The organism is Arthrobacter sp. LjRoot78, from assembly GCF_964254335.1.
Taxonomy (GTDB): Bacteria; Actinomycetota; Actinomycetes; order Actinomycetales; family Micrococcaceae; genus Arthrobacter.
Genome location: NZ_CAXUTG020000001.1, coordinates 621,484 through 647,661, shown reverse-complemented (window position 1 = coordinate 647,661; position 26,178 = coordinate 621,484). Strand labels below are relative to the sequence as shown.

General features: G+C 65.7%; 21 protein-coding genes. 15 read left to right on the top strand and 6 right to left on the bottom strand.

Annotated elements, in window-relative coordinates:
• Positions 1 to 137: 137 nt before the first annotated feature.
• Positions 138 to 1,409 (bottom strand): serpin family protein, encoded by a 1,272-nt coding sequence (locus tag ACSQ1X_RS03135; protein WP_436056620.1) that lies wholly within the window; start codon positions 1,407 to 1,409, stop codon positions 138 to 140.
• A 217-nt stretch (positions 1,410 to 1,626) separates the two neighbouring features.
• On the opposite strand from ACSQ1X_RS03135, the gene ACSQ1X_RS03130 reads away from it, so the two are divergent.
• Positions 1,627 to 1,983: an iron chaperone gene (locus ACSQ1X_RS03130; RefSeq protein ID WP_436056619.1), complete on the top strand. Its 357-nt coding sequence runs from the start codon at positions 1,627 to 1,629 to the stop codon at positions 1,981 to 1,983.
• A 135-nt stretch (positions 1,984 to 2,118) separates the two neighbouring features.
• On the opposite strand, the gene ACSQ1X_RS03125 is transcribed toward ACSQ1X_RS03130, so the two are convergent.
• The gene (locus tag ACSQ1X_RS03125) at positions 2,119 to 3,867 is read right to left on the bottom strand and encodes a pyruvate dehydrogenase (RefSeq protein WP_436056618.1); all 1,749 of its coding nucleotides are present in this window, start codon (positions 3,865 to 3,867) and stop codon (positions 2,119 to 2,121) included.
• A gap of 199 nt (positions 3,868 to 4,066) precedes the next feature.
• A complete protein-coding gene (locus ACSQ1X_RS03120; RefSeq protein WP_436056617.1) occupies positions 4,067 to 5,461 on the bottom strand; it encodes an MFS transporter in 1,395 nt (464 codons plus the stop codon).
• 257 nt (positions 5,462 to 5,718) lie between these two features.
• On the opposite strand from ACSQ1X_RS03120, the gene ACSQ1X_RS03115 reads away from it, so the two are divergent.
• The 3 genes from ACSQ1X_RS03115 to ACSQ1X_RS03105 are packed head-to-tail and all read left to right on the top strand — an operon-like array spanning position 5,719 to position 8,839.
• Positions 5,719 to 6,387, top strand: coding sequence for a response regulator transcription factor (locus tag ACSQ1X_RS03115; protein WP_436056616.1), 669 nt, complete (start codon positions 5,719 to 5,721; stop codon positions 6,385 to 6,387).
• Positions 6,384 to 7,817 (top strand): HAMP domain-containing sensor histidine kinase, encoded by a 1,434-nt coding sequence (locus tag ACSQ1X_RS03110; protein ID WP_436056615.1) that lies wholly within the window; start codon positions 6,384 to 6,386, stop codon positions 7,815 to 7,817. Before ACSQ1X_RS03115 ends, ACSQ1X_RS03110 begins: the two co-directional genes overlap by 4 nt.
• A complete protein-coding gene (locus ACSQ1X_RS03105; protein ID WP_436056614.1) occupies positions 7,814 to 8,839 on the top strand; it encodes a TAXI family TRAP transporter solute-binding subunit in 1,026 nt (341 codons plus the stop codon). Before ACSQ1X_RS03110 ends, ACSQ1X_RS03105 begins: the two co-directional genes overlap by 4 nt.
• 142 nt (positions 8,840 to 8,981) lie before the next feature.
• Here ACSQ1X_RS03105 and ACSQ1X_RS03100 read toward each other — a convergent pair whose 3' ends face one another.
• A complete protein-coding gene (locus tag ACSQ1X_RS03100; protein WP_436056613.1) occupies positions 8,982 to 10,469 on the bottom strand; it encodes a helix-turn-helix domain-containing protein in 1,488 nt (495 codons plus the stop codon).
• 181 nt (positions 10,470 to 10,650) lie between these two features.
• Here ACSQ1X_RS03100 and aceA point away from each other — a divergent pair, with 181 nt between their 5' ends.
• Both aceA and aceB read left to right on the top strand, forming a co-directional pair.
• Positions 10,651 to 11,967 (top strand): isocitrate lyase, encoded by a 1,317-nt coding sequence (gene aceA / locus ACSQ1X_RS03095; protein ID WP_055800952.1) that lies wholly within the window; start codon positions 10,651 to 10,653, stop codon positions 11,965 to 11,967.
• 226 nt (positions 11,968 to 12,193) lie between these two features.
• Entirely contained in the window at positions 12,194 to 13,858 is a 1,665-nt protein-coding gene (gene aceB, locus ACSQ1X_RS03090) for a malate synthase A (protein ID WP_436056612.1), read from the top strand.
• A 230-nt stretch (positions 13,859 to 14,088) separates the two neighbouring features.
• Here the strand turns inward: aceB and ACSQ1X_RS03085 are convergent, their stop codons facing one another.
• Both ACSQ1X_RS03085 and ACSQ1X_RS03080 read right to left on the bottom strand, forming a co-directional pair.
• Positions 14,089 to 15,282, bottom strand: coding sequence for an MFS transporter (locus tag ACSQ1X_RS03085; protein WP_436056611.1), 1,194 nt, complete (start codon positions 15,280 to 15,282; stop codon positions 14,089 to 14,091).
• 83 nt (positions 15,283 to 15,365) lie between these two features.
• Positions 15,366 to 16,598 (bottom strand): ROK family transcriptional regulator, encoded by a 1,233-nt coding sequence (locus tag ACSQ1X_RS03080; RefSeq protein ID WP_055800961.1) that lies wholly within the window; start codon positions 16,596 to 16,598, stop codon positions 15,366 to 15,368.
• Between the two features lie 186 nt (positions 16,599 to 16,784).
• On the opposite strand from ACSQ1X_RS03080, the gene ACSQ1X_RS03075 reads away from it, so the two are divergent.
• The 9 genes from ACSQ1X_RS03075 (at position 16,785) to ACSQ1X_RS03035 (ending at position 26,178) form a co-directional block, all read left to right on the top strand.
• Positions 16,785 to 17,897, top strand: a complete 1,113-nt coding sequence (locus ACSQ1X_RS03075; RefSeq protein WP_436056610.1) for a Gfo/Idh/MocA family protein — start codon at positions 16,785 to 16,787, stop codon at positions 17,895 to 17,897.
• Positions 17,894 to 18,730 (top strand): hypothetical protein, encoded by an 837-nt coding sequence (locus ACSQ1X_RS03070; RefSeq protein WP_436056609.1) that lies wholly within the window; start codon positions 17,894 to 17,896, stop codon positions 18,728 to 18,730. Before ACSQ1X_RS03075 ends, ACSQ1X_RS03070 begins: the two co-directional genes overlap by 4 nt.
• Positions 18,731 to 18,836: 106 nt before the next feature.
• Entirely contained in the window at positions 18,837 to 20,159 is a 1,323-nt protein-coding gene (locus tag ACSQ1X_RS03065; protein WP_436056608.1) for an ABC transporter substrate-binding protein, read from the top strand.
• 12 nt (positions 20,160 to 20,171) lie between these two features.
• Positions 20,172 to 21,149, top strand: a complete 978-nt coding sequence (locus ACSQ1X_RS03060; protein WP_436056607.1) for a carbohydrate ABC transporter permease — start codon at positions 20,172 to 20,174, stop codon at positions 21,147 to 21,149.
• Entirely contained in the window at positions 21,149 to 22,042 is an 894-nt protein-coding gene (locus ACSQ1X_RS03055; RefSeq protein ID WP_436056606.1) for a carbohydrate ABC transporter permease, read from the top strand. Before ACSQ1X_RS03060 ends, ACSQ1X_RS03055 begins: the two co-directional genes overlap by 1 nt.
• Positions 22,043 to 22,091: 49 nt before the next feature.
• Positions 22,092 to 22,853: a sugar phosphate isomerase/epimerase family protein gene (locus ACSQ1X_RS03050; RefSeq protein ID WP_436056605.1), complete on the top strand. Its 762-nt coding sequence runs from the start codon at positions 22,092 to 22,094 to the stop codon at positions 22,851 to 22,853.
• The gene (locus ACSQ1X_RS03045) at positions 22,850 to 23,968 is read left to right on the top strand and encodes a Gfo/Idh/MocA family protein (protein WP_055800979.1); all 1,119 of its coding nucleotides are present in this window, start codon (positions 22,850 to 22,852) and stop codon (positions 23,966 to 23,968) included. Before ACSQ1X_RS03050 ends, ACSQ1X_RS03045 begins: the two co-directional genes overlap by 4 nt.
• 10 nt (positions 23,969 to 23,978) lie before the next feature.
• Entirely contained in the window at positions 23,979 to 25,175 is a 1,197-nt protein-coding gene (locus ACSQ1X_RS03040) for a Gfo/Idh/MocA family protein (RefSeq protein WP_436056604.1), read from the top strand.
• 1 nt (position 25,176) lies between these two features.
• Positions 25,177 to 26,178, top strand: coding sequence for a sugar phosphate isomerase/epimerase family protein (locus ACSQ1X_RS03035; protein ID WP_055800985.1), 1,002 nt, complete (start codon positions 25,177 to 25,179; stop codon positions 26,176 to 26,178).

The window sequence follows — 26,178 nt, the reverse complement described above, 5'->3', positions numbered from 1 at the left end:
ACGCTCTCTCACTGTTCGCGCGAAAACACCTCACGCTCTCTCACTTTCCTCAAGAAAGTGAGAGAGCGTTCCGTTCCGAGCGGCAGGATCTGAGAGAGCGTTCCGTTCCGAGCGGCAGGATCTGAGAGAGCGTCCGATCAGGAGCGGGGGTCGGCTACTATTCCCATGAAGAGCGGCAGCCCGGTTTCCACGTGCACGATCTGATAGTGGAACGGCCGGTCGAAGGTGATGGTCCGTTCCGGCTGCGGCGGCGCGCTGGTGACAGCGCCGTTAATCTGGGTGACAGCCGCGGCGACCGTGCCCTTTTCCGCGACCGTGATGTTGGCGGCCTGGGCAGCCTGGGTGATCATCATCTTGGGCTGGATATTGTTGAAGTCCTCGGTGGTGTTGAGGGTTTTCCGGAGCCCCAGGGCTTCGAAGACTTTCCTCAGGTCGAAGCTGCACTTGTGGTCCCAGCGCGGCAACTGGATCTGCACGGTCTCCAGCGGTGCGCTGTCCAACGTGTCCGCGATGTCGGTGAGTACTGCCGCACGGAATGCGGCGTCCGCGCCGGCCTCCGGAAGAACCAACCGCATAACAAAGCCGTCAGCATAAGGGAGGTCCACGCCCTGCCATCCGGGCCCTTCCGCGTACTTCATCTCCAGCTCGTTGTGCATTGCGGCGGCTTCGATTTCCTCGCCGGCGGCCGTGGTGAAGGGCAGGTCCGACGTGTCATTCGGATCGAACGGCGCCCTCCAGGCGGACGCGAAGTACAGGGAATTGAGCAGGCTGAAGGTATTGTCCGGGTCGTATTTCGCCGGGGCCTTCTTGATCCGGCCGCCGGTGTTCCTGTTGACCCAGGCATCAATGGCGGGCTTAGTTGCACCCTCATTCTTGAAGTCGACGGGGTACACCCCGGTTCCGTAGTGCCGGGCCAGTGTGTCCAGGAAGGGCTTGCCCGTGGGGACGCCCTTGTCCACAAAGAGGCCGTTGGCGGCGTGCATCACGGGTTTCCGCGGCGGGTTGTCCTCGTCCACCGTGCCCGGGTCGCCGTCGAACTTCTCCAGTGAGGTGAGCAGCGCGTTCATGGCCTCGTCGCGGTGCTCCGTGGGGAGTTTCAGGACAGCGTCCATCTCCGCAGCCGTCTCGCCCGAAGCACCGGCGCGGAGCATGGCCAAAGCAACCAGCAGGCTCCCTGGCGAGGACACCACGTTCCCTTGCGAGCCGTCGCCGCCGTCGGCGAGCAGGGCCTCGCCGAGCCCGAAAGCGGATGTCCGGAAGGAGCGCAGGTCAGCGGCGTACGCCGCGCCGTCCACTGAAACCCGCTGCACGCCGTCGGCCTTCAGGATCTCCGGAGACGACGCCGAACATGCCGTGAGCGCCACCAGGGCACCTGCCGTCGCGAGCCGGGCCACGCGGAAAGTCTTCATGTTTCCCCCTTGGAAATGCCTTGCCGGCACTCGGCGGGAATCCGCCTGTCCCCTTCAGTCAACCAGCCTGCCCGCTGCAGAACGATGCCCGTAGGGTCACGGTTTGCCGTCGTTTTGGTCTCGTCTCCGGACGCTCTCCCACGTCCTGCAACATTTCGGGCAACGCTCTCCCACATACAAGCGGGCGTATCCTCGTGACTTGTCGGAGGAGCACCAATTGGCCCAGCATTTCAACACCATTGACGAGTACATCGCGTCCTTCCCTACCGAGGTTCAGGGCATCCTCCGGGAAGTGCGACGCAGGTGCCACACGGCAGTCCCGGATTCCGGCGAGATGATCAGCTACGGCATTCCAACCATCACTCTGGACGGCAAGTACGTGGTGTATTTCGCGGGGTGGGCACACCACCTTTCGGTATATCCCGTGCCGGCCGGGGACGCGGGCTTCAAAGCCGAAATCGCCCCGTACCGGTCAGCCAAGGGGACGCTGAAATTTCCGCTCGGCAAGCCGGTGCCGTACGAGCTCATCGAAAAAACAGCGGCGCTGCTTGCCGCGGAGCGCCGCGGGCAGTAGCGGCCGGCTGTCGCCGCCGTCGGAAGCGTAAGCCGCACGGAGGCGTACGACGGCGGCCGGCAGCGCCGCCGTCGTTCCGTCGTTCCGTCGTTCCGTCGTACGCCCTTCCGTCCTTCCCTCCTTCCGTCCCGGAAGCTACCGCCGCGGGATGTTGCGCAGGTTGCTCCTGGCCATGCTCACGGCCTCGCCGGCGCCGCGATTCAGGACCACCTTGGACATGGCGGTAGCGAAGCCCAGCACCTGCGAGCCCGTGATTTTAGGCGGGATGGACAGCGCCTTCGGATCCGTGATGAGCTCCACCAGCGACGGCCCCGGGTGGGCGAAAGCCTCCCGGTAAGCGTCCTCGATCCGGGCAGGATCCGTGACGCGGACCGCGTGGAAGCCGAGCGCGCGGGCAACGGCCGCGTAATCGGCGTCGGGCACGTCCACGCCGAAATCAGGCAGCCCGTCCACCAGCATCTCCAGCTTGACCATGCCCAGCGTCGAGTTGTTGAAAACCACCACCTTCACCGGAAGCCGGTGCGCCGCAACGGTGATGAGTTCGCCCAGCAGCATGGACAGCCCGCCGTCGCCTGATACGGAAATGACCTGGCGGCCGGGATAGGCCAGCTGGGCGCCGATTGCGTGCGGCAAGGCATTGGCCATGGAGCCGTGCAGATAGGAGCCTATGAGCCGGCGGGTACCCAGCGGATTGATGTAGCGCGCAGTCCAGACGTTGCACATGCCGGTATCCGCAGTGAAAACGGCATCCTCCGCCGCAACCTGGTCCAGCAGGGAGGCGGCGTACTCAGGGTGGATCGGTTGCTTCTTTTCCACCCTGCGTGTGTAGGCGCCCACAGCCTTGTTCATGAGCCGGTCATGCTTCTTGAGCATCTGGTCAAGGAAGCGGCGGCTCTTCTTCGGTGTGATCAGCGGCTTCAAGGCTGCGAGGGTGGGCAGCACGTCGCCATGGACGGCGATGTCGACGTCGGTCCGCCTCCCCAGCTTGTGCGCGGCGCGGTCCACCTGGGCCGTGCGGGTGCCGGGGAGGAACTGATCGTACGGAAAATCCGTGCCGAGCAGGATCAGCAGGTCGGCGTCCTCGATGCCCTCGGCCGCGGCGCCGTAGCCGAGCAGCCCGGTCATGCCGATGTCGTACGGGTTGTCGTACTGCATGAAGTCCTTGCCCCGCAGCGAGTGGCCGATCGGGGCGCCGATCACTTCGGCGAGTGCCACCACCTCGTCGTGGGCACCCTGCGTTCCCGCGCCGGCGAAAATGGCCACTTTGTTCGCAGCGTTGATGGCGTCAGCCAGCTCCCGGACACTCGCAGCGTCCGGAGTCAGCGTGGCGCGCCGGAACGTTGCGGGCAACGGTGTTTCGCCGGTGGCCTCCAGGCCGGCGATGTCGCCGGGAAGGGTAACAACGGCGACTCCCCCGAGCCCGACGGCATGCTGGATGGCGCTGTGCATGACCCGCGGCGCCTGTTCCGCCGTGCTGATCAGCTCCGAATACACCGAGCACTCGTTGAAGAGCCGGTCGGGATGGGTTTCCTGGAAGAATCCGCTGCCGATCTGCTTGCTCGGAATGTGCGAGGCTATCGCCAGGACGGGCGCACCCGAGCGGTTGGCGTCGTACAGGCCATTGATCAGGTGCAGGTTGCCGGGGCCGCAGGATCCCGCGCAGACTGCAAGTTTGCCGGTCAACTGGGCTTCGGCCGCGGCGGCGAAGGCGGCTGCCTCTTCGTGACGGACGTGGATCCAGTCGATGCCGCCCTGCTGTGAGCCGCCGGTTTTCCGGACCGCATCGACAATCGGGTTGAGGCTGTCGCCCACGATCCCGTAAATTCGCTGCACTCCGGCAGCCTGGAGTTGTTCAACGAGCTGGGTGGCGAGTTCCTTGGCCATGAGTGCACACTCCCGCGATCGGGTTTGATGAGCTGACAGGGCCAATATAGTCCGCCCACCTTGGGGCCGTGCCCAGGTTTGGGGCGAGAACGACGACGGCGGCCCGCCGCCCTGGGGACCGGAAGGTCACCGCTGAGCCGGCCAGCCGCCGTCGTGCTCTTACCGCCGTCTTGCGACCGCCGTCCTAGTCTTACCGGGATCAGACGTTCAGGAGGTCCTTGTCCTTGTCGCCGTCCTTGCGGGTCTGCGACCAGGCGTGGCCCTGTTCGTGATCGAGATGGGTGGACTTCTTGTTCTTCAGCGCGAAGATGTAGACCACCAGCGAGATGGCAATGGCCACCGTGACGTAGGTGAAGAACAGATCCACCCGCTCGGCCTTCTGGAACGCGGCGCCGATCAGGGGGACGGTGCCGCCGAAGAGCGAGTTGGCGATCGCGTAGCCCAGCCCGACGCCGAGTGCGCGGATGGATGCGGGGAACAGCTCCGCCTTCACCAGGGCGTTGATGGAGGTGTAGCCGCCAACGATGAGCAGGCCGCCCATCATGAGCAGGAACGCCGTGAACGGGTCCTTGGTGTTGGACAGCGTGGAGAGCAGCGGCCAGGTGAAGAGGACACCGGTGATGCCGAACCAGAGCAGCAGCGGCTTGCGGCCCACCTTGTCCGAGATGATGCCGTAGACCGGCTGCAGCAGCATGAAGATGAACAATGCCCAGAAGTTGATCACCGAGGTGTCCGTCTTGGCAATGCCTGACGTATCGTTCATGAACTTCAGGATGAAGTTGGTGTACGTGTAGAACGCCACTGTGCCGCCGAGCGTGACGCCGATGCAGATCAGCAGCGGCTTCCAGTACTGCGTGAAGAGCAGCTTCATGGTGCCCGGCTGTGCCACGCCCGCAACAGCCGGGATCTTGGCAGCTTCGACCTGCTCCGCCGATACGGTTTCCTCCATCGAGCGCCGCAGCCACAGGACCACCAGCGCGGCCACGCCGCCGATGGCAAAGGGAATGCGCCAGCCCCACTCGGTCAGGTCGCCCTTGGGCATGACGTTCTGCAGGATGACCAGGACCAGCAGGGCCATCATCTGGCCGCCGATCAGGGTGACGTACTGGAAGCTGGAGAAGAAGCCGCGGCGCTTGGACGTGGCGGCCTCGGACATGTAGGTGGCGCTGGTGCCGTATTCGCCGCCCACGGAGAATCCCTGGATCAGGCGGATGAGGATCAGCAGCACGAGTGCCCAGACGCCGACCTGCTGCGTTGTGGGCAGGAGCGCGATCGCGAAGGAGCCCGCGGACATCAGCGTGACGCTGAGCGTCAGCGCGGCCTTGCGGCCCTTGCGGTCGGCGTAACGGCCGAAGAACCAGGCGCCAATGGGGCGCATCAGGAACGACGTCGAGAACACCGCCATCGCTTCCAGGCCGGCCTGCAGCTCGTCCTTGGAGTTGAAGAAGTGGGACTGGAAGTAGGCGGCAAAGACTGTGTAGACGTAGAGGTCGTACCACTCCACCAGGTTGCCGGCCGAGCCTTTGAGGATGTTGCTCACGGCACGGCGGGTCTGGGCTGACTCACTCTGGATTTCGGCTTGCTGGGTGCTCATCGCTGAACCTCGCTTGACTGTGCTCCCGGGAACCGTTCCGGGCATATTCCTGTGCTGTCCATGGCAACATTGCTCATGGTTCCTCCTCGACATTGACGGTCCTCCGAAAGCCGAGGACCCATCCACGCTATGGGTGATCCACCCCACTACCTACGCGAAACGGGAATTCCTAACACTTCCTTAGGTTTCGCCGGGACAAGGGATAATCTCCACAGCGGGCAGATCGAAGATGCCCCGTCAACGAACAGGACCAGGCAATGGATGTGCTCATCGTCGAGGACGACGACGCCATGGCGTCCGCCCTCGACGCAGCAGTGGTTTCCGCCGGACACACGGCTTCCCGGGTTGCCCGCGGGGCTGACGCGCTCCTTGAACACCGCCGGTTCGAGGTCATCCTGCTGGACCTGGGGCTTCCGGACATGGACGGCCTCGACGTGCTGCGGAAGCTCCGCCAGGTCACACCGGTCCCGATCCTGATCCTCACCGCCCGCGACGACGAGCGAAGCGTGGTCCTTGGCCTGCGGTCCGGAGCCGATGACTACCTCGTCAAACCGGTGAAACTGGTCGAGCTGCTGGCCCGCATCGAGGCGGTGACGCGGCGTTCAGGCCGCGCGAAGGACAGCCGGCAGCAGAGCATCGTGCTGGGGGAACTCGAGGTGGACCTCGAACGGCGCGTGGCCGCCGTCGGTCCCAAGGTCCTGCCCCTGACGGCCACCGAATTCGACCTCCTCGCCCTTCTGGCCAGGCATGCAGGTTCGGTGGTCACCCGGGAACAGATCCTGGACGCGCTGTGGGGCGACGCCTTCGTGGCGTCGTCGCGGTCCCTTGACGTGCATCTGACCGGTCTCCGGGCCAAGCTCCAACTTCCCGGTTTCATCATCAACGTACGCGGCGTGGGCTACCGGGTCGAGGCGGATCCGGCGTGAAGCTGCGTGTCCTCGGAATCCTGAGTGTGCTGTCCGTCCTCATCGTCATCTTCGCCTCCACCGCAATCCTGACGTCCGCCAGCCGGGAACTCACCCAGGAACTCCAGATCAACAGGGCGGCTGCCCTCAACAGGCTTGCGCAGGTGGCGTTCGACGCCGCGACCGACGGGGAATCCACGCAGCTGCAGGCGGAAATGGACCGATACTCGGAACTCTACGGTGAGGGGGTGCTGATCGGCCTCCAGCAGGGAACCCTTCGCTCGGGCGGGCTGAGCGAGGACCGGCCGGACGTCCGCGACGCTGTGGCCCGGGCAAAGCTGAACCTGAACGACACCACCCTCAGCTCGCTCCAGCCGTTCGGAACCAGTTCCGAAGTGATTTCGCGTTCCTTCGGCAGCGCAAGCCAGGTCCTAGGCGAGGCGGTCCTGGAGGTCAATCTGGATGCGGCCCGGCAGAAACTGCGGGAACGGTGGCTCCTCGTCGGACTGGCGGCGGCCGCTCTCGCTGCGGTGCTCCTCCTCGGTGCCGCCCGGGTGACTGGCTGGGTGCTGCGTCCTGTGCACCGCCTGAATACCGCGGTAACGGAGCTTGAGGCGACAGGCCGGACCGGCCAGCTTCCGGAGGACGGACCGCCGGAACTGCGGGAACTGAGCCGTTCCTTCACCAGAATGGCCCGGACCGTCAGCGCCAGCATCGACTCCCAGCGCCAGCTCATTGCCGACACGTCGCATCAGCTACGGAATCCTGTCGGCGCCCTGCGTCTGAGGTTCGACCTGCTGCAGCTTGAACTCCAAACCGCCCGGGAACACCAGGCTGCGGCTGGAGTCCTTGCGGAGCTGGAACGTGTGGAAGAGATCCTGGACGGCGTTTTGAGGCTCGCGACCGCCGAGCACAGGGCCTTCGAAGACGCCGCCGGAGGACCGTTGGGGACCCCTTCCCGCGGGCGCCCGGCCGTCATCGATCCGTACCCGGTCCTGCAGGAGGAAACCGAACGGGCGGGACCCGCGGCGCGGCACGGCAGCTCAAAAATCCTGCTGGCGCATCCGCCGGACCCGGCGGTGCACATTGCTTGCAATGCCGCCGAGCTCGCCCAGATGGTGGGGGAACTGATCAACAACGCCATCAAATACGCACCCGGCGCCCGGATATCCGTGGCAGTCCGCGCACGTCCGGATACGGTCACCGTGGAAGTCGCCGACGACGGCCCCGGGCTTTCCGCTGAGGAACGGGCTGCTGCCACCAGCCGGTTTTGGCGCTCCCCGCAGGCCCGGGAGATCCGCGGCAACGGTCTGGGCATGACCATTGTGGACAAACTGGCGGGAGCCAACGGAGGCCGCCTGCTGCTGGCGGAAGCCTCGCCGCACGGCCTGATCGCGCGCATCGAGTTTCCGCATGCCGCAGCTTCCCACGGACCGGAGGCCCATTCATGAACGGCATGTCTGGCCTGGCATCAGCCCTTCCGCCGAGGAGGGCCGTCCTCAGTGCCGGCCTGGCCGCCGGGCTGGCCGGGCTGCTTATCCCGGCCCTCAACGCCTGCACCGCCGAGGACCGGCCTGGCACCGTGACGGTTGCGGGAGGTGAACCGGGCGGCTTCTATCTTGAATTCGCAGCGCTGCTGGCGGAGTCCCTCCAGCGCCATGGCGTGGCCGCCAGTGCATCAGCGCTGACAACCGGCGGCAGCCTGGACAACCTGGAGCAGCTTCTGACCGGGCAGGCCACGCTCGCTGTCGCACTGGCAGATGCCGCGGCTCAAACCAGCGAGGCGCGCGGCACGTCGAACGTTGGAATCACGGCCCTCGGAAGAGTGTACGAAAACTACGTCCACTGCGTGGTCCGGAAGGCCAGCGGCATCCGCGACCTCACGGAACTGGCCGGCCGGACCGTGGCTGTCGGTGAGCCGGGTTCCGGGACATCACTCACCACTCCGCGCCTGATTGCGGCTGCCGGGCTGGCTTCCGTGGCCGTGGGCGAGTCCCCCGCCGCCGGCGTCGAAAAAACGGTCACCGTGATGAACCTCGGACTCAACGCGGGGCTTGCGGCCCTGCAGAACGGGTCAGTGGATGCGTTGTTCTGGTCCGGTGGTGTGCCGACAGCCGCCATTGCCGCCACCAACAATCAGATCGGGCTCGGGTTCCTGGACCTTTCCCCGCTGCTTCCGAAGCTGCGGACCAGGTACGGAGCGTTCTACGACCGCGTGCTGATCCCGGAAGGCGCCTACGAAGGCATTCCGGCTGTCTGGGCGGTGGGTGTGGCCAATCTGCTCCTGTGCCGCAGTGACCTGGATGAGCGGACCGTGACGAGGACGGTCGAACTGCTGGTGGGCCATGCCGAGGAACTGATCCCCCGCTCCAGCCTGGGAGTCCAGTTCCTGAGCCCGGAATCGCTGATCAACACGGCCGGACTGCCCTTGCACCCGGCAGCCGCTGCCGCCTACCGGAAACTGCACGGTTAAGCGAAACGCTCTCTCACGTTCCGCACCGAAAACCCGGACGCTCTCTCACGTTACGCACCGAAAACCCGGACGCTCTCTCACTTTCCCCAAGAAAGTGAGAGAGCGCCCGGGGAAACAGCGCAGGAAGTGAGAGAGCGTTTGCTCAGCTGCCTGAGTGCGCCTGCAGGAAGCTGTACACCTCGGTCTCATCCACGCCGGGGAAGGCGCCTGGCGGCATGGCGGCCAGCAGGTGCGAGTGGGCACGCGCCGACGGCCAGGCATTGCCCGCCCATTCGGAGGTCAGCGAAGCCGGCGGCCGGCGGCAGCAGTTCTCATCCGGGCACGTGGACTTGGACCGCTCCGTGGTCTCACGTCCGCGGAACCACTTCACCTGGGCGTACGGCACCCCGACGGAGAGCGAAAACTCGCCGGTGGCGGAGCGTTCGGTGCGGGCGGTGCACCAGTAGGTCCCCGACGGCGTGTCAGTGTACTGGCTGTAGGCACTGAACTTGTCCGGGACGTCGAACACCACCCGCGACGTCCAGTTCTTGCACGACGGCTGGCCCTCAATGGCGCCGGTGTGATCCTGCGGGAACGTCACGCCGTCGTTCTCGTAGGCCTTGTAGATGATGCCGCTCTTGTGGGTTTTCTGGAAGTGGGTGCGGATGTCCAGGTGCTGGGTGGCCAGGTTGGTGAAGCGGTGCGCCGCGGTCTCGTAGGACACGGCGAAGGCGTCCCGGATGTCCTCCACGGCGATTTCCTTGGCCTGCTTGGCCTGCTGCAGGAACTCCACGGTGGCCTGCTCCGGCAGCATCAGCGCCGCGGCGAAGTAGTTCGTGGCCACGCGCTGCATCAGGAAATCCCCGTAGTTGGACGGCGTCTGGTGGCCCAGGACGTAGTGTCCCAAGGCCTGCAGCAGCACCGAGCGGGGGTCATGATCGGTGCGCTGGTTCTGCGTGAGATAAATTCGGCGGTTCTTAAGATCCGTCACGGAACGGGTCGAATGCGGCAGATCGCCCACGTGGTGGAGGCTGAAACCGAGGTGCCCGGCGATATCAGCAATGACGTGGTGGGACAGCGGACCGCTGGTGTGGCCCACCGACGCCAGGACCTTCTGCGCCTCCGCCTCGTACTCCGGGAAGTAGTTGTTCCGTTCCCGCATCATGGCCCGCAGTTCACCGTTGGCGCGGCGGGCCTCTTCCGGCGTCGCCACCTGTTCGTTGAGCCTGCGCTCCAGCTCATGCTGCAGGCCCACCATGGACTCCAGCACATCCATGGGAAGTCGCGAGCTGATGCGGATTTTCGGCAGGTTCAGGGACCCATAGAGGGGGCTTCGCTGGTACCGTTCCAGCTCGATCTCCAAAGCCGCCCTGCGGTTGGGCGGTTCCGCCCCGAGCAACTGGTCGATGCTGACACCCAGGGCAACTGCCAGCTGCTGCAGCAGCCCGAGCTTCGGCTCCCGCTTGCCGTTCTCGATCAGGCTGAGCTGGCTCGGCGCGGTGCCGACGGCGGCGCTCAGGTCATCGAGGGTCATCGCCGCCGCTTTGCGCAGGTGGCGGACGCGCCGGCCCAGGCTGATGACGTCCAGTTCAGGGGTGGCAGGGGACGACGGCGGAGTTGCGGCTTTGCGGTTCCAGCTCGTAGGCGACATTTATTGAGCATACGCGAAGAAGTGCATTTCTTTCCATGGTTTTCCTCTAGTAACCCTCTTGAAAGTGCAGAAAAGTAGATCTCACGGAAAGAAACACCGCACCGGTCCAGCCGGTCCCCCACTGCAAAGGCGCAGGACGGGACCGGCCCGGATAACCCGGAGCACAAACAAGGAGACAAAGATGACTGCAGCATTTGAGCCCACCCAGCAGACGCCCGAGCAGCAGGCCGCCGCACTGGAGCTCGAGTGGGCCGCCAACCCCCGCTGGGAAGGTGTGACCCGGGACTACAAGGCTTCCGACGTTATCCGCCTCCGCGGCCGCGTCTCCGAAGAACACACCCTGGCTCGCCGCGGTTCCGAGAAGCTCTGGAAGCAGCTCACCGAAGAGCACAAGACCGGCGGCTACACCAACGCCCTCGGCGCCCTCACCGGCAACCAGGCCGTGCAGCAGGTCAAGGCCGGCCTCCGCGCCATCTACCTCTCCGGCTGGCAGGTCGCCGCCGACGCCAACAACTCCGGCCACACCTACCCGGACCAGTCGCTCTACCCGGCCAACTCCGTTCCCACGGTGGTCCGCCGCATCAACAACGCCCTCCTCCGCGCCGACCAGATCGAGTTCTCCGAGGGCATCCAGACGGTCGAGGACTGGATGGTGCCGATCGTGGCCGACGCCGAGGCCGGCTTCGGTGGCCCGCTGAACGCCTACGAGCTCATGAAGTCCATGATCCAGGCCGGCGCCGCAGGCGTTCACTGGGAGGACCAGCTCGCTTCGGAGAAGAAGTGCGGCCACCTCGGCGGCAAGGTGCTCATCCCCACCCAGCAGCACGTCCGCACCCTGAACGCCGCCCGACTGGCCGCCGACGTCGCCGGCACGCCGTCTGTGGTCATCGCCCGCACCGACGCCGAGGCAGCAACCCTGATCACCTCCGACGTCGATCCCCGTGACCAGGAATTCGTCACCGGCGAACGCACCCCGGAAGGCTTCTACAAGGTCCGCAACGGCATCGAACCCTGCATCGCCCGCGCCAAGGCCTACGCCCCGTACTCCGACCTCATCTGGATGGAAACGGGCACCCCGGACCTCGAGCTTGCCAAGAAGTTCGCCGAGGCCGTCAAGGCCGACTTCCCGGACCAGATGCTCTCCTACAACTGCTCGCCGTCCTTCAACTGGCGCAAGCACCTGGACGACGCGACCATCGCGAAGTTCCAGCGTGAACTCGGCGCCATGGGCTTCACGTTCCAGTTCATCACCCTGGCCGGCTTCCACGCCCTGAACTACTCGATGTTCGACCTCGCCCACGGTTACGCCCGTGAAGGCATGAGCGCCTACGTCGAGCTCCAGGAAAAGGAATTCGCCTCCGAGTCCCGCGGCTACACCGCGACCAAGCACCAGCGCGAAGTCGGCACCGGATACTTCGACGACATCGCAACTGCGCTCAACCCGAACGCATCCACGCTGGCCCTGGTGGGATCCACCGAAGAAGGCCAGTTCCACTAACACTTCCCGTTCGACGGCGGACTGGTCACTTCCGGCCTTCGGACCGGCATCGCTCGGCCTGCTATTCCCCACGTCCCGGTTCGACCTCGCTGAGCGAGGACGGACCGGGACACAGGGCCCCTTTTACGCAGGCTGCCGCGATACCGGCTCCTTCGGCCTTGTGCCTCGGTCACCGCAGTGCCGCTATACGCCGTCGAACTTCCCTTTCGTCTTTAAGGAGACTGAAATGAACAGCTTCACTGACAACTTCACGATCAATGGCATCACTTTGACCGCGCAGCCTATCTGCCGGCAGGGCGAGGTTCTCACTCCCGATGCTTTGGCTTTTGTGGCCAAATTGCACCGGGCGACGGCGGCGCGGCGCCAGGAGCTGCTGCAGGCCCGCCGGGCCCGCCGGGCGGACATCGCCAAGGGACTCGACCCGCGGTTCCTCCGCGAAACCGAGTCCGGCCGCAACGATCCCAACTGGCGCGTCGCTCCCCCGGCCCCCGGCCTGGAGGACCGCCGCGTCGAAATCACCGGTCCGGTGGACAAGAAGATGACAATCAACGCGCTGAACTCCGGCGCCAAGGTATGGCTGGCCGACATGGAAGACTCCTCCACGCCGTCGTGGCGCAACGTCATCCAGGGCCAGCTCAACCTCACCGATGCACTGGAACGCCGGATCGACTTCACCTCCCCGGAGGGCAAGGACTACAAGCTGCGCCCGGCCGGCGAGCTGCCCACCATCGTGGTCCGTCCGCGCGGCTGGCACCTGCCGGAAAAGCACATGCTGATCGACGGAACCCCGATCGCCGGCGGCATCGTGGACTTCGGCCTGTACTTCTTCCACAACGCCCGCCGCCTGCTGGCCCAGGGCAAGGGGCCGTACTTCTACCTGCCGAAGATCGAAAACCACCTCGAAGCACGTCTCTGGAACGACATCTTCATCCTGGCGCAGGACCTGCTGGGCATCCCGCAGGGCACCATCCGCGCCACCGTACTGATCGAGACCATCACGGCTTCCTTCGAGATGGAAGAGATCCTCTACGAGCTCCGCGACCACGCGGCAGGCCTGAACGCCGGCCGCTGGGACTATATCTTCTCGATGATCAAGAACTTCCGCACCCGTGGCCCCCGTTTCGTCCTGCCGGACCGCGTTCAGGTGACGATGACGGCCCCCTTCATGCGCGCTTACACCGAACAGCTGGTCCGCGCCTGCCACAAGCGCGGTGCCATGGCGATCGGCGGCATGGCTGCAGCTGTCCCCAACCGCAAGGACGAGGAAGCCAACGCGATCGCGTTCGAGAAGGTCCGCGCGGACAAGACCCGCGAGGCCGGCGACGGCTTTGACGGCTCCTGGGTGGCCCACCCGGACCTGGTTCCGGTGTGCCGCGAAGTGTTCGACGGGGTCCTCGGCGACCGACCGAACCAGCTGGACCGCCTCCGCGAGGATGTCACGCCGGACGACCGCGCGCTGCTGGACATTGCCTCCACCACGGGCACTATCACCGAGCAGGGCATCCGGAACAACATCGAGGTGGGCATCCGCTACATCGAGTCCTGGCTGCGCGGCAACGGCGCGGTGGCCATCCACAACCTGATGGAGGACGCCGCAACGGCGGAGATCTCCCGCTCGCAGCTGTGGCAGTGGATCTACTCCCACGCAATCACCGACCACGGCGAAATCATCACCCGCGAGTGGGTGGAGGACCTGCTGGACGAGGAGTTCACCCGGCTGGAACGCTTCGAAGGCGACCGTTTCGCCGACGCCCGGGACATCTTCGAGGAAGTCACCCTGGCCGACGCGTTCCCCACGTTCCTGACCCTGCCGGCCTACGCCCGCTTCCTGCACGAGGCACGGGACCGGTCAGAGGACCCGGTCGAGGACGCTGCGCTCGTGGCCGCATAGGCCCACGGTAGTCGAGCCGAGATTTCCGTTTGCCGGGCAACCACGCCCTTCGCAACAGGCACCCCCGAAATCCGGGGCGGCGGCCCGGCAACGGAAGCACCATTAAGCGCGAACGGACAGTTGAGGCCCTTTTTTGAGGGCCTCAACTGTCCGTTCGCGCTTTTGCGTGGGACTTAAGTGTCCGTTCGCGCTCGGCGGGGGCTGGGGGAGGACGACGACGGCGGGACCCGTTAGCGGGTCCTCGGCACCGTCCGCACGGAGAGGGTGGTGCCCAGGAAGAATGCGGCCACCGAAGCGAGGATCAGCAGCAGCGGGTTGGTCCATGATCCGGACAACCCGTGGACGTAGCCGAGGAGTGTCGGCGCAGTGGCGCCAACCGAGTAGCCCACCCCCTGCACGACGGCGGACATCCGGCCGGCGGACGCCTGGTCGCGGGCCAGTTTGATGATGGCAATGAAGATGACCGTGATGCCGCCGCCCTGCGCCGCGCCGCCCAGGGAGGACCAGAGCCACCACAGTTCCGGGGCCAGCAGCAGGCCAAGGGGAACGGTCAGCCACATAACGCCCAAGGTGACCGCCACCGCCGTCGTACTGGCAAACCTGGCCACCATGGGCACGCCGAGGCCGCCCACAATGGCGAGGATCTGGAAGAGCGAGGACCCGGCACCGGCGGCGGAGGGCGCCATGCCCAGTTCGTCGATCAGGAAGGTCGGCAGCCACGCCGTGACGCCGTAGTAGGAGAAAGCCTGCCCGGCAAAGCCTGCCGTGAGCCCCACAGTGATCCAGCGCGACGCCGGCCTGCCGCCGGCCGGACGGGGATTGGAGTCCTCGACGGCGGCCGGCACGAAGGCCTGCCTGCCGGCTGCCATCACCCAGAAGACGATAGCGGCCACGGCGAACAGCCCGCTGGCCGCCAGCGAAAGCCGCCAGCCGGCAAACTCGGCCAGCGGCGCGGTGACCACCGAGGTCAGGAAGGATCCGATGTTCAGGGCCGCGGTGTAGATGCCCATGGCAGTCCCCTGGCGCCGCGGCGAGAAGTCACGCCGGATGATCAGCGGCACGGCGATGTTGCCGATCGTGATGGCCAGGCCGATGATCGCGGTGCCGAACAGCACCAGGACACCGTTGCCCGCGGAGCGGACTATGACGCCGGCGAGCACGCCCAGGAGGGTGAGCATGATGGCGAACTCAGCACCGAATTTCCTGCCCGCGAACGACGCGAGGGGCGCCGCCAGGGAAAAGCACAGCACCGGAATACCGGTAAGCAGCCCCAGTTCCACCGGCGAGAACCCAAGGTCCTGCTGCATCGGGCCCACCACGGGGGCGACAGCGACAAACGGGCCGCGCATGTTCAGTGCGATGAGTCCGATGCTCGCCAGCAGGATCCAGCCGCGCGGAACCCTGGCGAGGATATTCGCCGTCATGAGGCGGGCTGCGGCTGGGTGCGGAAGCTGGAAATCGGTTTCATCAATTCATTGCTATCATGGCCGCGGCAAGATGACGGGCGTTATCCCGTCGCCTGCAGGGTGGCCTCGATCACGGCAGGAGACAACACATGTTGGGTGACCATTTGGCTGGCGCCGAGGATCGCAGCCTGGTCGCCGGCCATCGCGAGCGCTATCCGCAGATGTGACGTGGCCAGCGGCAGGGACCGCCGGTAAACCACTTCCCGGACTCCGGCCATCAGGTGGTCGCCCGCCTGTCCGAGACTGCCGCCGATCACGATCACCGACGGATTCAGCAGGTTGACCACCATGGCCAGCACGTCCCCCACGTCCCGGCCGGCCTGGCGGAGCGCCTGGATCGCCTGGAGGTTGCCCTCGCCGACGAGCCGCAGGACATCGCCGCCCTTTTCAGCAGGAAGGCCCTGGCGTGCCAGTTCCCGGGCGACGGCGGGGCCTGATGCCAGCGCTTCGAGGCAGCCGTAGTTGCCGCATCGGCACAGGACGTCGTCGCCGCGGGGCACCCGCACGTGGCCCAGGTCTCCTGCTGTTCCGTTGGCGCCGCGCTGGAGTTCCCCGCTGCTGATGATGCCGGCACCGATACCCGTGGCCACTTTGATGAAGAGGAAGTTGTCGTGTTCGGGCCAGTGGGCGGTCCGTTCGCCAAGGGCCATGATGTTGACGTCGTTATCCACCAGCACCGGAACCGGCAGTGAGCGCTGGACGTAGCGGACCACGTCGAACCCGTCCCAGCCGGGCATGATGGGCGGCTTCACCGGCATGCCGGTGGCGTGCTCCACCGGACCCGGCAGCCCGATCCCGATGCCGGCGAGGTCCGCGGTGGTCCTGCCGGCTTCACCGAGGAGTGCTTTGCCTTCCTCCACCACGCGGCCCAGGACCGCTTCGGGGCCGTCGGCAACGTCCTGGGCCAGGCGGCGTTCGGACAACACATTGCCACCGAGGTCGGTGACGGCAACGATCACGTGCGTGGCGCCGACGTCGACTGCCAGAACAGAGCGGGCGGCGGGGTTGAAGGCAAAGCGCGACGGCGGCCTGCCGCCGCTGGAGCTCGCCTCACCGGCGGGTCCAACCAGCCCGGAGGAGATCAGTGCGTCGATACGGGCGGCCACGGTGGACCGCGCCAGGCCGGTGGTCAAGGCCAGTTCGGCCCGCGTGCGGGCTTTGCCGTCGCGGAGCAGCTGGAAGAGATCGCCTGCGCGGGAAAGGCTCCCGGCACCCTCGGGGGCGGTATCGGTTCCGGCGTCGGTGCCGGTCTCTTTTCCAGACGTTGGACTCATGAGTCAGTGATAGCACGAAGCGCTTATGCATGTCACGCCACCGAAAGATCGTCGATAACTTTTCAACTTTTGCTTGACGATCGACAAAAGTCGTTCTAGCTTGATGTGTGAGCGGTGTCACTAAAGCCAGGCGCCGCCGAGAAGTCACGGCCACCACGCTCCAGCTATTACAAAGAGGTAAGCAACTTGTCGAGCCAAGCACAGGCATCACCGGCCCTCCTGGGCGTCGGCATTCTGGGCGCAGGACCTGTTACCCAGGCCATCCACCTGCCGTCGCTCGCACGGCTGGGGGACATCCTTGAAGTCCGCCACATCATGGACGTCGACCCTGCAGTGGCCGAATCGGTGGCAGGCAGGGTCGGAGCACGTTTCAGCACCAGCATGGACGAACTCCTCGCGGACCCTGCCGTGGACATCGTGGCCATCTGCAGCCCGCACCAGTTCCACGCAGCCCAGGTCATCGCGGCCTGCCGGGCGGGCAAGAAGGCTGTGCTCTGCGAAAAGCCGTTCGCCATGAACGGCGAAGAGGCCGCCGCAATCTCCGCCGTGTCAGCCGAAACCGGCGTCCCTATCATCGTGGGCGCCATGCACACCTTCGATCCGGGCTGGCTTGCAGCGGAAGATGCCTGGGGCGACCTGCCGGAGCAGGTGCACACTGTCCGGTCCTCCATCGTCCTTCCGCCGAACCCGCGATTTGAGGACTTTGCCACGGAGATCGTGGGCCGCGTGACCCCGCCGTCCAGTGACCCGACCGATCCGGAGGTCATCAAGGGCATGCTCACGGGCGGGGTGATGGGCCTGGCCATTCACGACCTTCCGCTGGTCCGCCGCTTCACCCCGGACTTCGCGGACGTGGAGGTCCTGCATGCTGAAATCGTGCGCCCGTTTGGCTATGTCATCTCCCTGCGGGCCGGAAACGTCGCCATCGAACTCCGTGCCGCGATGAACGCCACCTGGGAACCCGCCTGGGAGTTTGAGGCCATCGGCGACGACGCCGCCCTGAAAATCGACTTCACCCCGTCCTACGTCCAGGCCGGCTCGGCAACGGCCCGGATCCGGACGGCCGGACGAACCACGGTGCTGGGCCCCTTCGGCCACAACGGCTACGAGGGCGAGTGGCGCAAACTGGCCGAACTGGCCCGCGGCACGGGCCAGCCGCCGTCCGCCGAGACCCTGATCCATGACCTTGAGTTCGCACTGGCGATCGCCGAAGCGGCCGCCGGCCGGGTAGATACAGGCCGAGTTGATGCTGGCAGTGCCGCCGGCGGAACAACAGCAGACCAGGAGGTCAAAGCATGACCACGCAGCTGTCCGTGTACGCGGATCCGCAGGCTGAAGCAGCAGGTGCGGTGTCCGCCGTCGTCGCTTCCCTGCCCTTGTCTTTTGCCCCTGCCGCCCCCGCCATTGACGCCGCACCGGCAGCGTCCGGGCCGGACGTCATCGCCGTCTCCGGCCATGCTGGCTGGACCGAACGGGCGGCCGCCGCGGTCCGCAAGGGGGCCAAGGGCATTGTGGTGTCTACGCCGGTGGCAGAAGATCCCGCGGCATTGGTCGGTGTCGCCGAAGCGGCCGGCTCCGTGGTGGTGCTTGACCAGCCGTGGGCCGGCAACCTGGCGCTGGCCGGTTCCAGCGAGAACGTGCACAACGTCATCGCCGGTGCCCTCGAGGATGCCGTTCTGCTCGACTCGGTTGCCATTGCGGCACCCGGAACGGACCCCCGGGACCTGCTGACGGAACAGTTCTCCGTGCTGGTCCAATGCGGGATAGAGGTGCGGAACGTGCGCATGGTCCAGCGCAATGCAAACGGCTACACGGTTGCCGGAGTCCTGGCCGGCGGCGTGCCGGTCGCCCTGCAGGGCATCCTCACCTCCGCGCTGCCAGCCACCGCGAGCGTCTCGATCCTCACCTCAACCGGGCGTGCCGACGTCGTACTGCCGGACCCCGCAGCGGCTTGGCCGGCCCTGGTCCGGGCAGTAACCAAAGAAGGAGCAACGGCGCTTCCCACGCTGTACGAATCGTCCCACCGGACCAGCTGGTCGAGGATCCACTCGCATCTTTCTTCCGGGATCCCGGCCACGGACCTCGCCCAGTTCTCTACCGTCTTGTCCCTCGTCACCCAACTCACCAGCTAGACAGCCCTACCGAACCACCAGCAGTTCCCGCTCTCCAGTCAGCATCCACTCATTGTCGAGAAGGGCCCGGGCATTCAGTCACTCCGGGCCCTGAAAGGAAACCATCGTGTCTACCAATCCCTCCATCGCATCTTCCGCCTTCTCCCGGCGGGGGTTCCTGGGCTTCGCTGCCGCCGCGGCCTCCGTCCCCCTCCTCGCTGCCTGCGGCGGCGGCTCCGCTTCGCAGGGCGGTGGCGGAGCAGCAGGAAGCATCAAGTTCTGGGACATGCCCTGGGCCACCCCCGCCTACAACGACGCCGCCAAGAAGATCGCCGAAGGCTTCTCCGGGGCCAACAGCAAGGCCAGCTACCAGCTCATCCAGTGGAACAACTTCTACCAGACGTTCTCCTCGGCCATTGCGTCAAAGACCGGCCCGGCAGTTTCCACCGGCGGCGGCTTCCAGGCGTTCCAGTTCGAGCAGCAGGGCCAGATCGCGTACGCCGACAAGGTCTTCGAGGCACTGAAGAAGAACGGCCAGTTCGATGACTTCCTGCCCGGCGTCGTGGAGCCCTTCAAGACGGACAAGGGCTACGTGGCGGTTCCCTGGCAGTTGGACATCCGGCCGCTCTGGTACCGCAAGTCCCTGTTCGAGAAAGCCGGTGTCGAGGTTCCCAAGGACTGGGCAACCCTGCTTGAGGCCGGCAAGAAGCTGAAGAGCGCCGGAGCCGTCGGCTTCGCCACCGGCTCCGGGGCGGGCAACAACATCGGCAACCACCTCATGATCATGATGATGCTCAACAACGGCGGTGGCGTCTTCAGCAAGGAAGGCCAGGTCGATGTCATGAACGACCGCAACGTGGAGGCCGTCGAGTTCATGCTTGAGCTGGTCTCGAATGGCATTATCGATCCTGCCGCCGTCAGCTACACCACGGACAACCTCAACGCCCAGTGGAAGGACGGCAAGGCAGCGTACGGCATGTTGACGCTGGGAGTTCCCGAGCGCGTTGGCGATACCTCCGGCGACATCGTGGTGGCAAGCCCGATGGCCGGTCCACACGGGGACAAGGCCGCCCTGATCTTCCCGAACAACATCATGATGTACACCAACACGCCGTCGCAGGAAGCCTCCGAAGCGTTCGTGGTCTACTACCTGGGCCAGTTGAAAGAACTGTGGAAGCAGAAGCTCATGAACGCCCTGCCGGTGTTCAAGTCCATCACCGAGATGCCCGAATTTACGTCCGACCCCAACAACGTGAAGATCGTCAAGGAATACGTGCCGATCGCCAAGACTTTCGCTTCCCAGGGCACTGCCCTCAGCGCCGATCTCGCTGCCCTCGACGGTGGCCAGGCCCTGAACCAGTTCACCCAGACCATCCTCACGGGCAAGTCCGACGCCAAGTCCGCCCTGCAGGCTTTCGAGTCCGGCCTCAAGTCCATCCTTAAGAAGTAGGCGGCCAGCACCATGTCGTCCACAACAGCACCGTCCGGCCTCGCCCGGGCCCGTAAGGGGCTTGCCCCCGGCGGGCCCGGGGGCGGGTCACCGAATCCCGGGAACCAGAATCGCAAGAGCAAGCTCAGTGCACAGACCAGCCGGACATTCTTCTGGCTCCTGCTTCCCTCAGTCATCCTGCTCGTCCTGATCCACGGCTACCCGCTCTTCCAAGCCGGCATCCAGGCCACCCACAACGGCAACCTGATCCAAACCGGTGACTTCGTGGGCATCGAAAACTTCCAGGGCGTGCTGGCATCGCCGGCGTTCTGGAAAGCCGCCCAGTTCACCCTGCTGTTCACCATCGTCGGCGTCTTCGGCTCGTGGGCCGTAGGCCTTGGGCTCGCCCTGCTGCTCCGCACGAAGATCCCGGCCGGCGGCACCTTCAAGGTCCTGTTGCTCCTTCCGTGGGTGGTCCCCATCGTGGTGTCCTCCACCGCCTGGAACTGGCTGGTTGCCACCCCGGACAGCCTCATCCCCTCCCTCTTCCGCAACCTTGGCCTTGGCACCCCGCTCTTCCTGGCGGACCCCACCCTCGCCGCCACTACCGTCATGATCTTCAAAGTCTGGGTCAGCTTCCCCTTCATGATGATGATGATCTCTGCCGCCCTGGCCTCCGTGGACAACACCGTCTACGAGGCAGCCAGCATGGACGGCGCCACGCGCTGGCAGCAGTTCAGCCAGATCACACTCCCGCTGATCGCCCGGTCCACCTACATCAGCTGGATCCTGATGACCATCTTCTGTGTCAACGACTTCCCCACCATCTACCTGCTCACCGGCGGCGGCCCCGTTGACGCCACCACTTCCCTCGTGGTCCTGGCCTACCGAACCGTCTTCCAGGACTTTGCCACCGGACCCGGCGTCGCCATCGCGTTCCTGATGACCATGACCCTGGTGGTTATCTCCGTTCTCCTGTACCGCCAGATCCGAAAGTCGAGCGTCGAATAATGAGCGCAGTAGTCCACGCCCATCCCGAGTCCGGCCCGGTCCTTGGCGTCGCCGGCCCCGCCAAGAACAAGCGCGTCCTCTCCGAAGCCGGCCACCGCGGCCAGTGGTGGCGGTTCATCGCCATCCTGATCATCACCGCGGTCGTCCTCGTACCGATCATGGTCACGGTGGTGCTCGCGTTCACGCCCGGTCCGAACAGCACCGCTACCGGCCTGACGTTCGAGAACCTCAGCAACGTCTTCTCGAAGACACTGGCCGCCACCTGGCTGCAGAACAGCCTCATCACCACACTCGCCACAGTGCTGGTCTCCGTAGCGGTGGCAGCACCGGCCGGCTACGTCCTCTCCCGCGGCCGGAGCAAAGCAGTCTCCGGCTACTCCCTGCTGCTGTTCGTCATGCAGTCACTGCCCGTCATCACTTCCGTGGTACCGCTGTTCATCCTGTTCGCAGCGATGGGACTAGTGGACAACCTCATGGGCCTGACCATCATCTACGTCGGCTCCACCATGACGGTCGCCACCTGGATGATGGCCGCCTACTTCGACTCCATCCCCATCAGCCTTGAGGAAGCCTCCTGGATCGACGGCTGCTCCGTCTTCGGCTCCTTCGCCAAAGTGGTGCTCCGAAACTCCCTGCCCGGCATCCTCTCCACCGCCATCTTCGCCTTCCTGCTGGCCTGGAACGACTACCTTGTAGCAATCGTGTTCCTCCGCTCCAACGAGATCTTCACCCTCCCCATGGGGGTCCAGTCCTTCTTCCAACAGAACAACACCGATTGGTCCGGAGTCATGGCCCTCGCCGTGATCATGATGCTCCCGCCCGTCATCGTCTTCGCCACCCTGAACAAATACTTCAGCGTCGGCGGCATCGGCGGATCCCTCGCCGGCCGCTAGCCCTGAGCCTCCCCGCACTTCCGTAACGTAACTCCCGCAAAGGAACGACATGTCTTACTCACTTCAGCTCTACACCCTGCGCAATGCCATCCAGGAGGACCTGCCCGGCACCATCAGGAAGGTGGCTGAGATCGGCTTCACCCAGGTTGAGCCCTACAACTTCGTGGCCACGGCAGCCGAACTCGGTGCCGCCCTGAAGGAGAACGGCCTCACCGCCCCGTCCGGCCACGCACCGCTGCTCAGCCAGGACCAGGACGAAATCTTCGCCGCTGCCAAGGAACTGGGCATCAGCACCGTCATCGACCCCTACCTGCCGGCCGAGCACTGGCAGAAGGCCGAGGACATCGAGGCCACCGCCGCCAAGCTCAACGCGGCAGCGAAGAAGGGCGCCGAATACGGCATCCGTGTCGGCTACCACAACCACGCCTGGGAGCTGGAGTCCATCATCGAGGGCCGCACGGCACTGGAATACTTCGCTGACCTCCTGGACCCCGAGCTGGTCCTGGAAGTGGATACGTACTGGGTTGCCGTCGGCGGCCAGGACCCCGTGGACATCCTGGCCAAGCTCGGGGACCGCGTGAAGTTCATCCACATCAAGGACGGCCCCGCCACCACAGACACCAAGGCCCAGCAGCCCGCCGGACAAGGCACGATCCCCGTCTGGGACGTCATCGGCGCCGCCAAGTCCCTGGAAGTGGGCGTCGTGGAGTTCGACGACTACTCCGGCGACATCTTCGACGGCATCACCCAGAGCCTGGCGTTCCTGAACACCGGAGCCAACACCGAAGCAAGCGAAGGAGCGCGGGCATGAGCACCTCCTCCCCGAAGAAGGGCCCGGTGGGCGTCGCCGTCATCGGCGCCGGCAACATCAGCAAGCAGTACCTGGACAACCTCACCGTCTTCCCGGACCTGAAGGTCCACGTCATCGCCGACCTGTTCGAGGACGCCGCTGCCGCACGGGCGAAGGAATACGGAATCGCCGAATCCGGCGGCGTGGACGCCGCACTGAACCATCCCGACGTCGAAATCATCGTCAACCTCACCATCCCGGCCGCGCACGTGGAGGTGGCCACCGCGGCCGTCAACGCCGGCAAGCATGTCTGGACCGAGAAGCCGTTCTCGCTTGACCGGGAATCCGGGCTGGGGCTGCTGAAAGCGGCCGACGCCGCGGGGCTGCGGCTGGGCTGCGCCCCGGACACGTTCCTCGGCGCCGGGTTGCAGACCGCACGGCGGATCATTGAACGCGGCGACATCGGCACGCCGCTGACGGCCATGACCACCTTCCAGACCCCGGGACCGGAATCCTGGCACCCGAATCCGGCGTTCCTCTTCCAGTACGGCGCCGGGCCCCTGTTCGACATGGGCCCGTATTACCTCACCGCACTGGTCCAGACCTTCGGGTCCGTGCGCCGCGTGGCAGCCATCGGCTCCAAAGCCAAGGAAGTCCGCGTCATCGGATCCGGACCCAAGCTGGGCGAGGAGTTCACGGTGGAGGTCCCCACGCATGTGTCCGCGATGGCCCAGTTCGAGGGCGGCCAGTCCTCGCACAGCGTCTTCTCGTTCGAGTCCCCCCGCCAGCGGATGGGCTTCGTGGAGATCACCGGCACGGAAGCGACCATCTCCCTCCCGGATCCCAACTATTTCGACGGCGATGTGCGGCTCTGGCGCGCGGGCGACGAAGAGTGGACCGTCATCCCCGCAACCGGCCCCACCAACGGCCGCGGCATGGGCGTGCTGGATATGGCCCGTTCCATCCGGGCCGGGGTTCCGCACCGCGCCACGGGCAACCTCGCCTACCACGTGCTGGACACCATGGTCTCGATTTCCGAATCCGTTGAATCCGGCACCTTTGTCAACGTCGAAAGCTCCGCGCCCGCGTCCTCTGCCCTCCCCGAGGACTGGGACCCCACCGCTTCCACCCTCTAGGAACCAGGCAATGAACTCCCCCGAAAGCACGGACGGCACCAACCACGACAACTCACCGCTGGGTGTGGCGATGATCGGCTACGCGTTTATGGGCAAGGCCCACTCGAACGCCTGGCGGAACGTCGCGTCCTACTTCGACGTCCCGGCCTTCGAGCAGAAAGTGCTCGTGGGCCGCGACGCCGGCCAGGTCGCGGCGGCCGCCAGGAAATACGGCTGGACGGAAACAGCGACCGACTGGCGCTCGGTCCTGGAGCGGGACGACATTCATATTGTGGATATCTGCGCCCCGGGGTGGATGCATGCCGAGATCGCCGTCGCGGCGCTCGAGGCCGGCAAGCATGTCCTGGTCGAGAAGCCCCTGGCCAACACCCTGGCCGAGGCCGAAACGATGGCGGACGCCGCCCGGTCCGCCCTGGAACGCGGCGTGCAGTCCATGATCGGCTTCAACTACCGCCGTGTCCCGGCACTGGCCCTCGCGAAAGAGCTCATCGCCGAAGGCCGGCTCGGTACCGTCCGGCACGTCCGCGCCGCCTACCTGCAGGACTGGCTCGTGGACCCGGACTCCCCCATGACGTGGCGGCTGAACAAGGAAACCGCCGGGTCCGGCGCGCTGGGCGACATCGCCTCGCACGCGATCGACCAGGTCATGTTCCTGCTCGGCGGCACCGTCACGGAGGTCTCCGGCCGGCTGCACACTTTCGTTTCTCACCGCCCCGGCGCGGACGGCCCCGAAGAAGTAACGGTCGACGACGCCGCCTGGGCCACGCTCACCCTGGACTCCGGGACCATCGCCTCCGTTGAGGTCTCCCGCATGGCCACCGGACAGAAGAACTCCCTGAAACTGGAGATCTACGGGGACAAGGGCTCCCTCCTGTTCGACTTGGAAACCATCAACGAACTCGGCTTCCTGGACGCCACCCTCCCTGTCCGCGAACAGGGCTTCCGCCGGATCCTGGTCAACGAACCCGAGCACCCGTACATGGCTGCCTGGTGGCCGCAGGGCCACGTGATCGGCTGGGAACACACCTTCACGCACGAAATCCGGGACTTCCTTACCGCGATCGACGGCGGCACCCCGCCGTCGCCGTCGTTCGAAGAGGGCCTGGCCGTGCAGCGGGTGCTGGCCGCCATCGAAGAATCCGCCAACGCCAAGTCCTCCATCATCCAGCTCACCACTTCCCCCGTCCCCGCCATTGAAGGAGCCTGACATGCCCCGCCCGTACACCCTGTTCACCGGCCAGTGGGCCGACCTCCCCTTCGAGGAAGTCGCCAAACTCGCCTCAGGCTGGGGCTACGACGGCCTCGAAATCGCCGTCTCCGGGGACCACCTGGACGCCTGGCGCTGGGACGAACCCGGCTACGTCGAGTCCAAACTTGCCGTCCTGGAGAAGTACAACCTGAAGGTCTGGGCCATCTCCAATCACCTCAAGGGCCAGGCTGTCTGCGATGACCCCATCGACTTCCGCCACGAAGCGATTGTCGGGTCCAAGGTCTGGGGCGACGGCGACCCCGAAGGCGTCCGCACCCGCGCCGCCGAGGAAATGAAACACACTGCCCGGCTTGCCAAAGCCCTCGGCGTGGACACCGTCGTCGGGTTCACCGGCTCCTCCATCTGGCAGTACGTCGCCATGTTCCCGCCCGTCCCCGAGAAAGTCATCGAGGCCGGCTACCAGGACTTCGCGGACCGCTGGAACCCCATCCTGGACGTCTTCGACGAATGCGGGGTCCGCTTCGCCCACGAAGTCCACCCGAGCGAGATCGCCTACGACTACTGGACCACCGTCCGCACCCTCGAAGCGATCGGCCACCGGCCCGCGTTCGGGCTGAACTGGGACCCGTCCCACTTCATGTGGCAGGGCATCGACCCGGTCTCCTTCATCTGGGACTTCAAGGACCGGATCTACCACGTGGACTGCAAGGACACCAAGCTCCGCCCCACCGGCCGCAACACCGTCATGGGCTCCCACCTGCCCTGGGGCGACCCCCGACGCGGCTGGGACTTCGTCTCCGCCGGACGCGGCGATGTCCCCTGGGAATCGTCCTTCCGCGCCCTCACCGCGATCGGCTACAACGGCCCCATCTCCGTGGAATGGGAAGACGCCGGCATGGACCGCCTCCACGGCGCCCCCGAGGCCCTGGCAGCGCTGAAGAAGTTCGACTTCCCCGCCTCGCAGACCAGCTTCGACGCCGCCTTCAGCAGCAAGGACTAG

Excerpts from the sequence above, each read along its gene's own strand:
- ACSQ1X_RS03045 (WP_055800979.1), top strand. The coding sequence starts at position 22,850 with ATGAGCACCTCCTCCCCGAAGAAGGGCCCGGTGGGCGTCGCCGTCATC.
- ACSQ1X_RS03050 (WP_436056605.1), top strand. The coding sequence starts at position 22,092 with ATGTCTTACTCACTTCAGCTCTACACCCTGCGCAATGCCATCCAGGAG.
- ACSQ1X_RS03125 (WP_436056618.1), bottom strand. The coding sequence starts at position 3,867 with ATGGCCAAGGAACTCGCCACCCAGCTCGTTGAACAACTCCAGGCTGCC.
- ACSQ1X_RS03120 (WP_436056617.1), bottom strand. The coding sequence starts at position 5,461 with ATGAGCACCCAGCAAGCCGAAATCCAGAGTGAGTCAGCCCAGACCCGC.
- ACSQ1X_RS03060 (WP_436056607.1), top strand. The coding sequence starts at position 20,172 with ATGTCGTCCACAACAGCACCGTCCGGCCTCGCCCGGGCCCGTAAGGGG.
- ACSQ1X_RS03080 (WP_055800961.1), bottom strand. The coding sequence starts at position 16,598 with ATGAGTCCAACGTCTGGAAAAGAGACCGGCACCGACGCCGGAACCGAT.
- ACSQ1X_RS03035 (WP_055800985.1), top strand. The coding sequence starts at position 25,177 with ATGCCCCGCCCGTACACCCTGTTCACCGGCCAGTGGGCCGACCTCCCC.
- aceA (WP_055800952.1), top strand. The coding sequence starts at position 10,651 with ATGACTGCAGCATTTGAGCCCACCCAGCAGACGCCCGAGCAGCAGGCC.
- ACSQ1X_RS03105 (WP_436056614.1), top strand. The coding sequence starts at position 7,814 with ATGAACGGCATGTCTGGCCTGGCATCAGCCCTTCCGCCGAGGAGGGCC.
- ACSQ1X_RS03040 (WP_436056604.1), top strand. The coding sequence starts at position 23,979 with ATGAACTCCCCCGAAAGCACGGACGGCACCAACCACGACAACTCACCG.
- ACSQ1X_RS03070 (WP_436056609.1), top strand. The coding sequence starts at position 17,894 with ATGACCACGCAGCTGTCCGTGTACGCGGATCCGCAGGCTGAAGCAGCA.
- ACSQ1X_RS03055 (WP_436056606.1), top strand. The coding sequence starts at position 21,149 with ATGAGCGCAGTAGTCCACGCCCATCCCGAGTCCGGCCCGGTCCTTGGC.
- ACSQ1X_RS03135 (WP_436056620.1), bottom strand. The coding sequence starts at position 1,409 with ATGAAGACTTTCCGCGTGGCCCGGCTCGCGACGGCAGGTGCCCTGGTG.
- ACSQ1X_RS03085 (WP_436056611.1), bottom strand. The coding sequence starts at position 15,282 with ATGACGGCGAATATCCTCGCCAGGGTTCCGCGCGGCTGGATCCTGCTG.
- ACSQ1X_RS03115 (WP_436056616.1), top strand. The coding sequence starts at position 5,719 with ATGGATGTGCTCATCGTCGAGGACGACGACGCCATGGCGTCCGCCCTC.
- ACSQ1X_RS03100 (WP_436056613.1), bottom strand. The coding sequence starts at position 10,469 with ATGTCGCCTACGAGCTGGAACCGCAAAGCCGCAACTCCGCCGTCGTCC.
- aceB (WP_436056612.1), top strand. The coding sequence starts at position 12,194 with ATGAACAGCTTCACTGACAACTTCACGATCAATGGCATCACTTTGACC.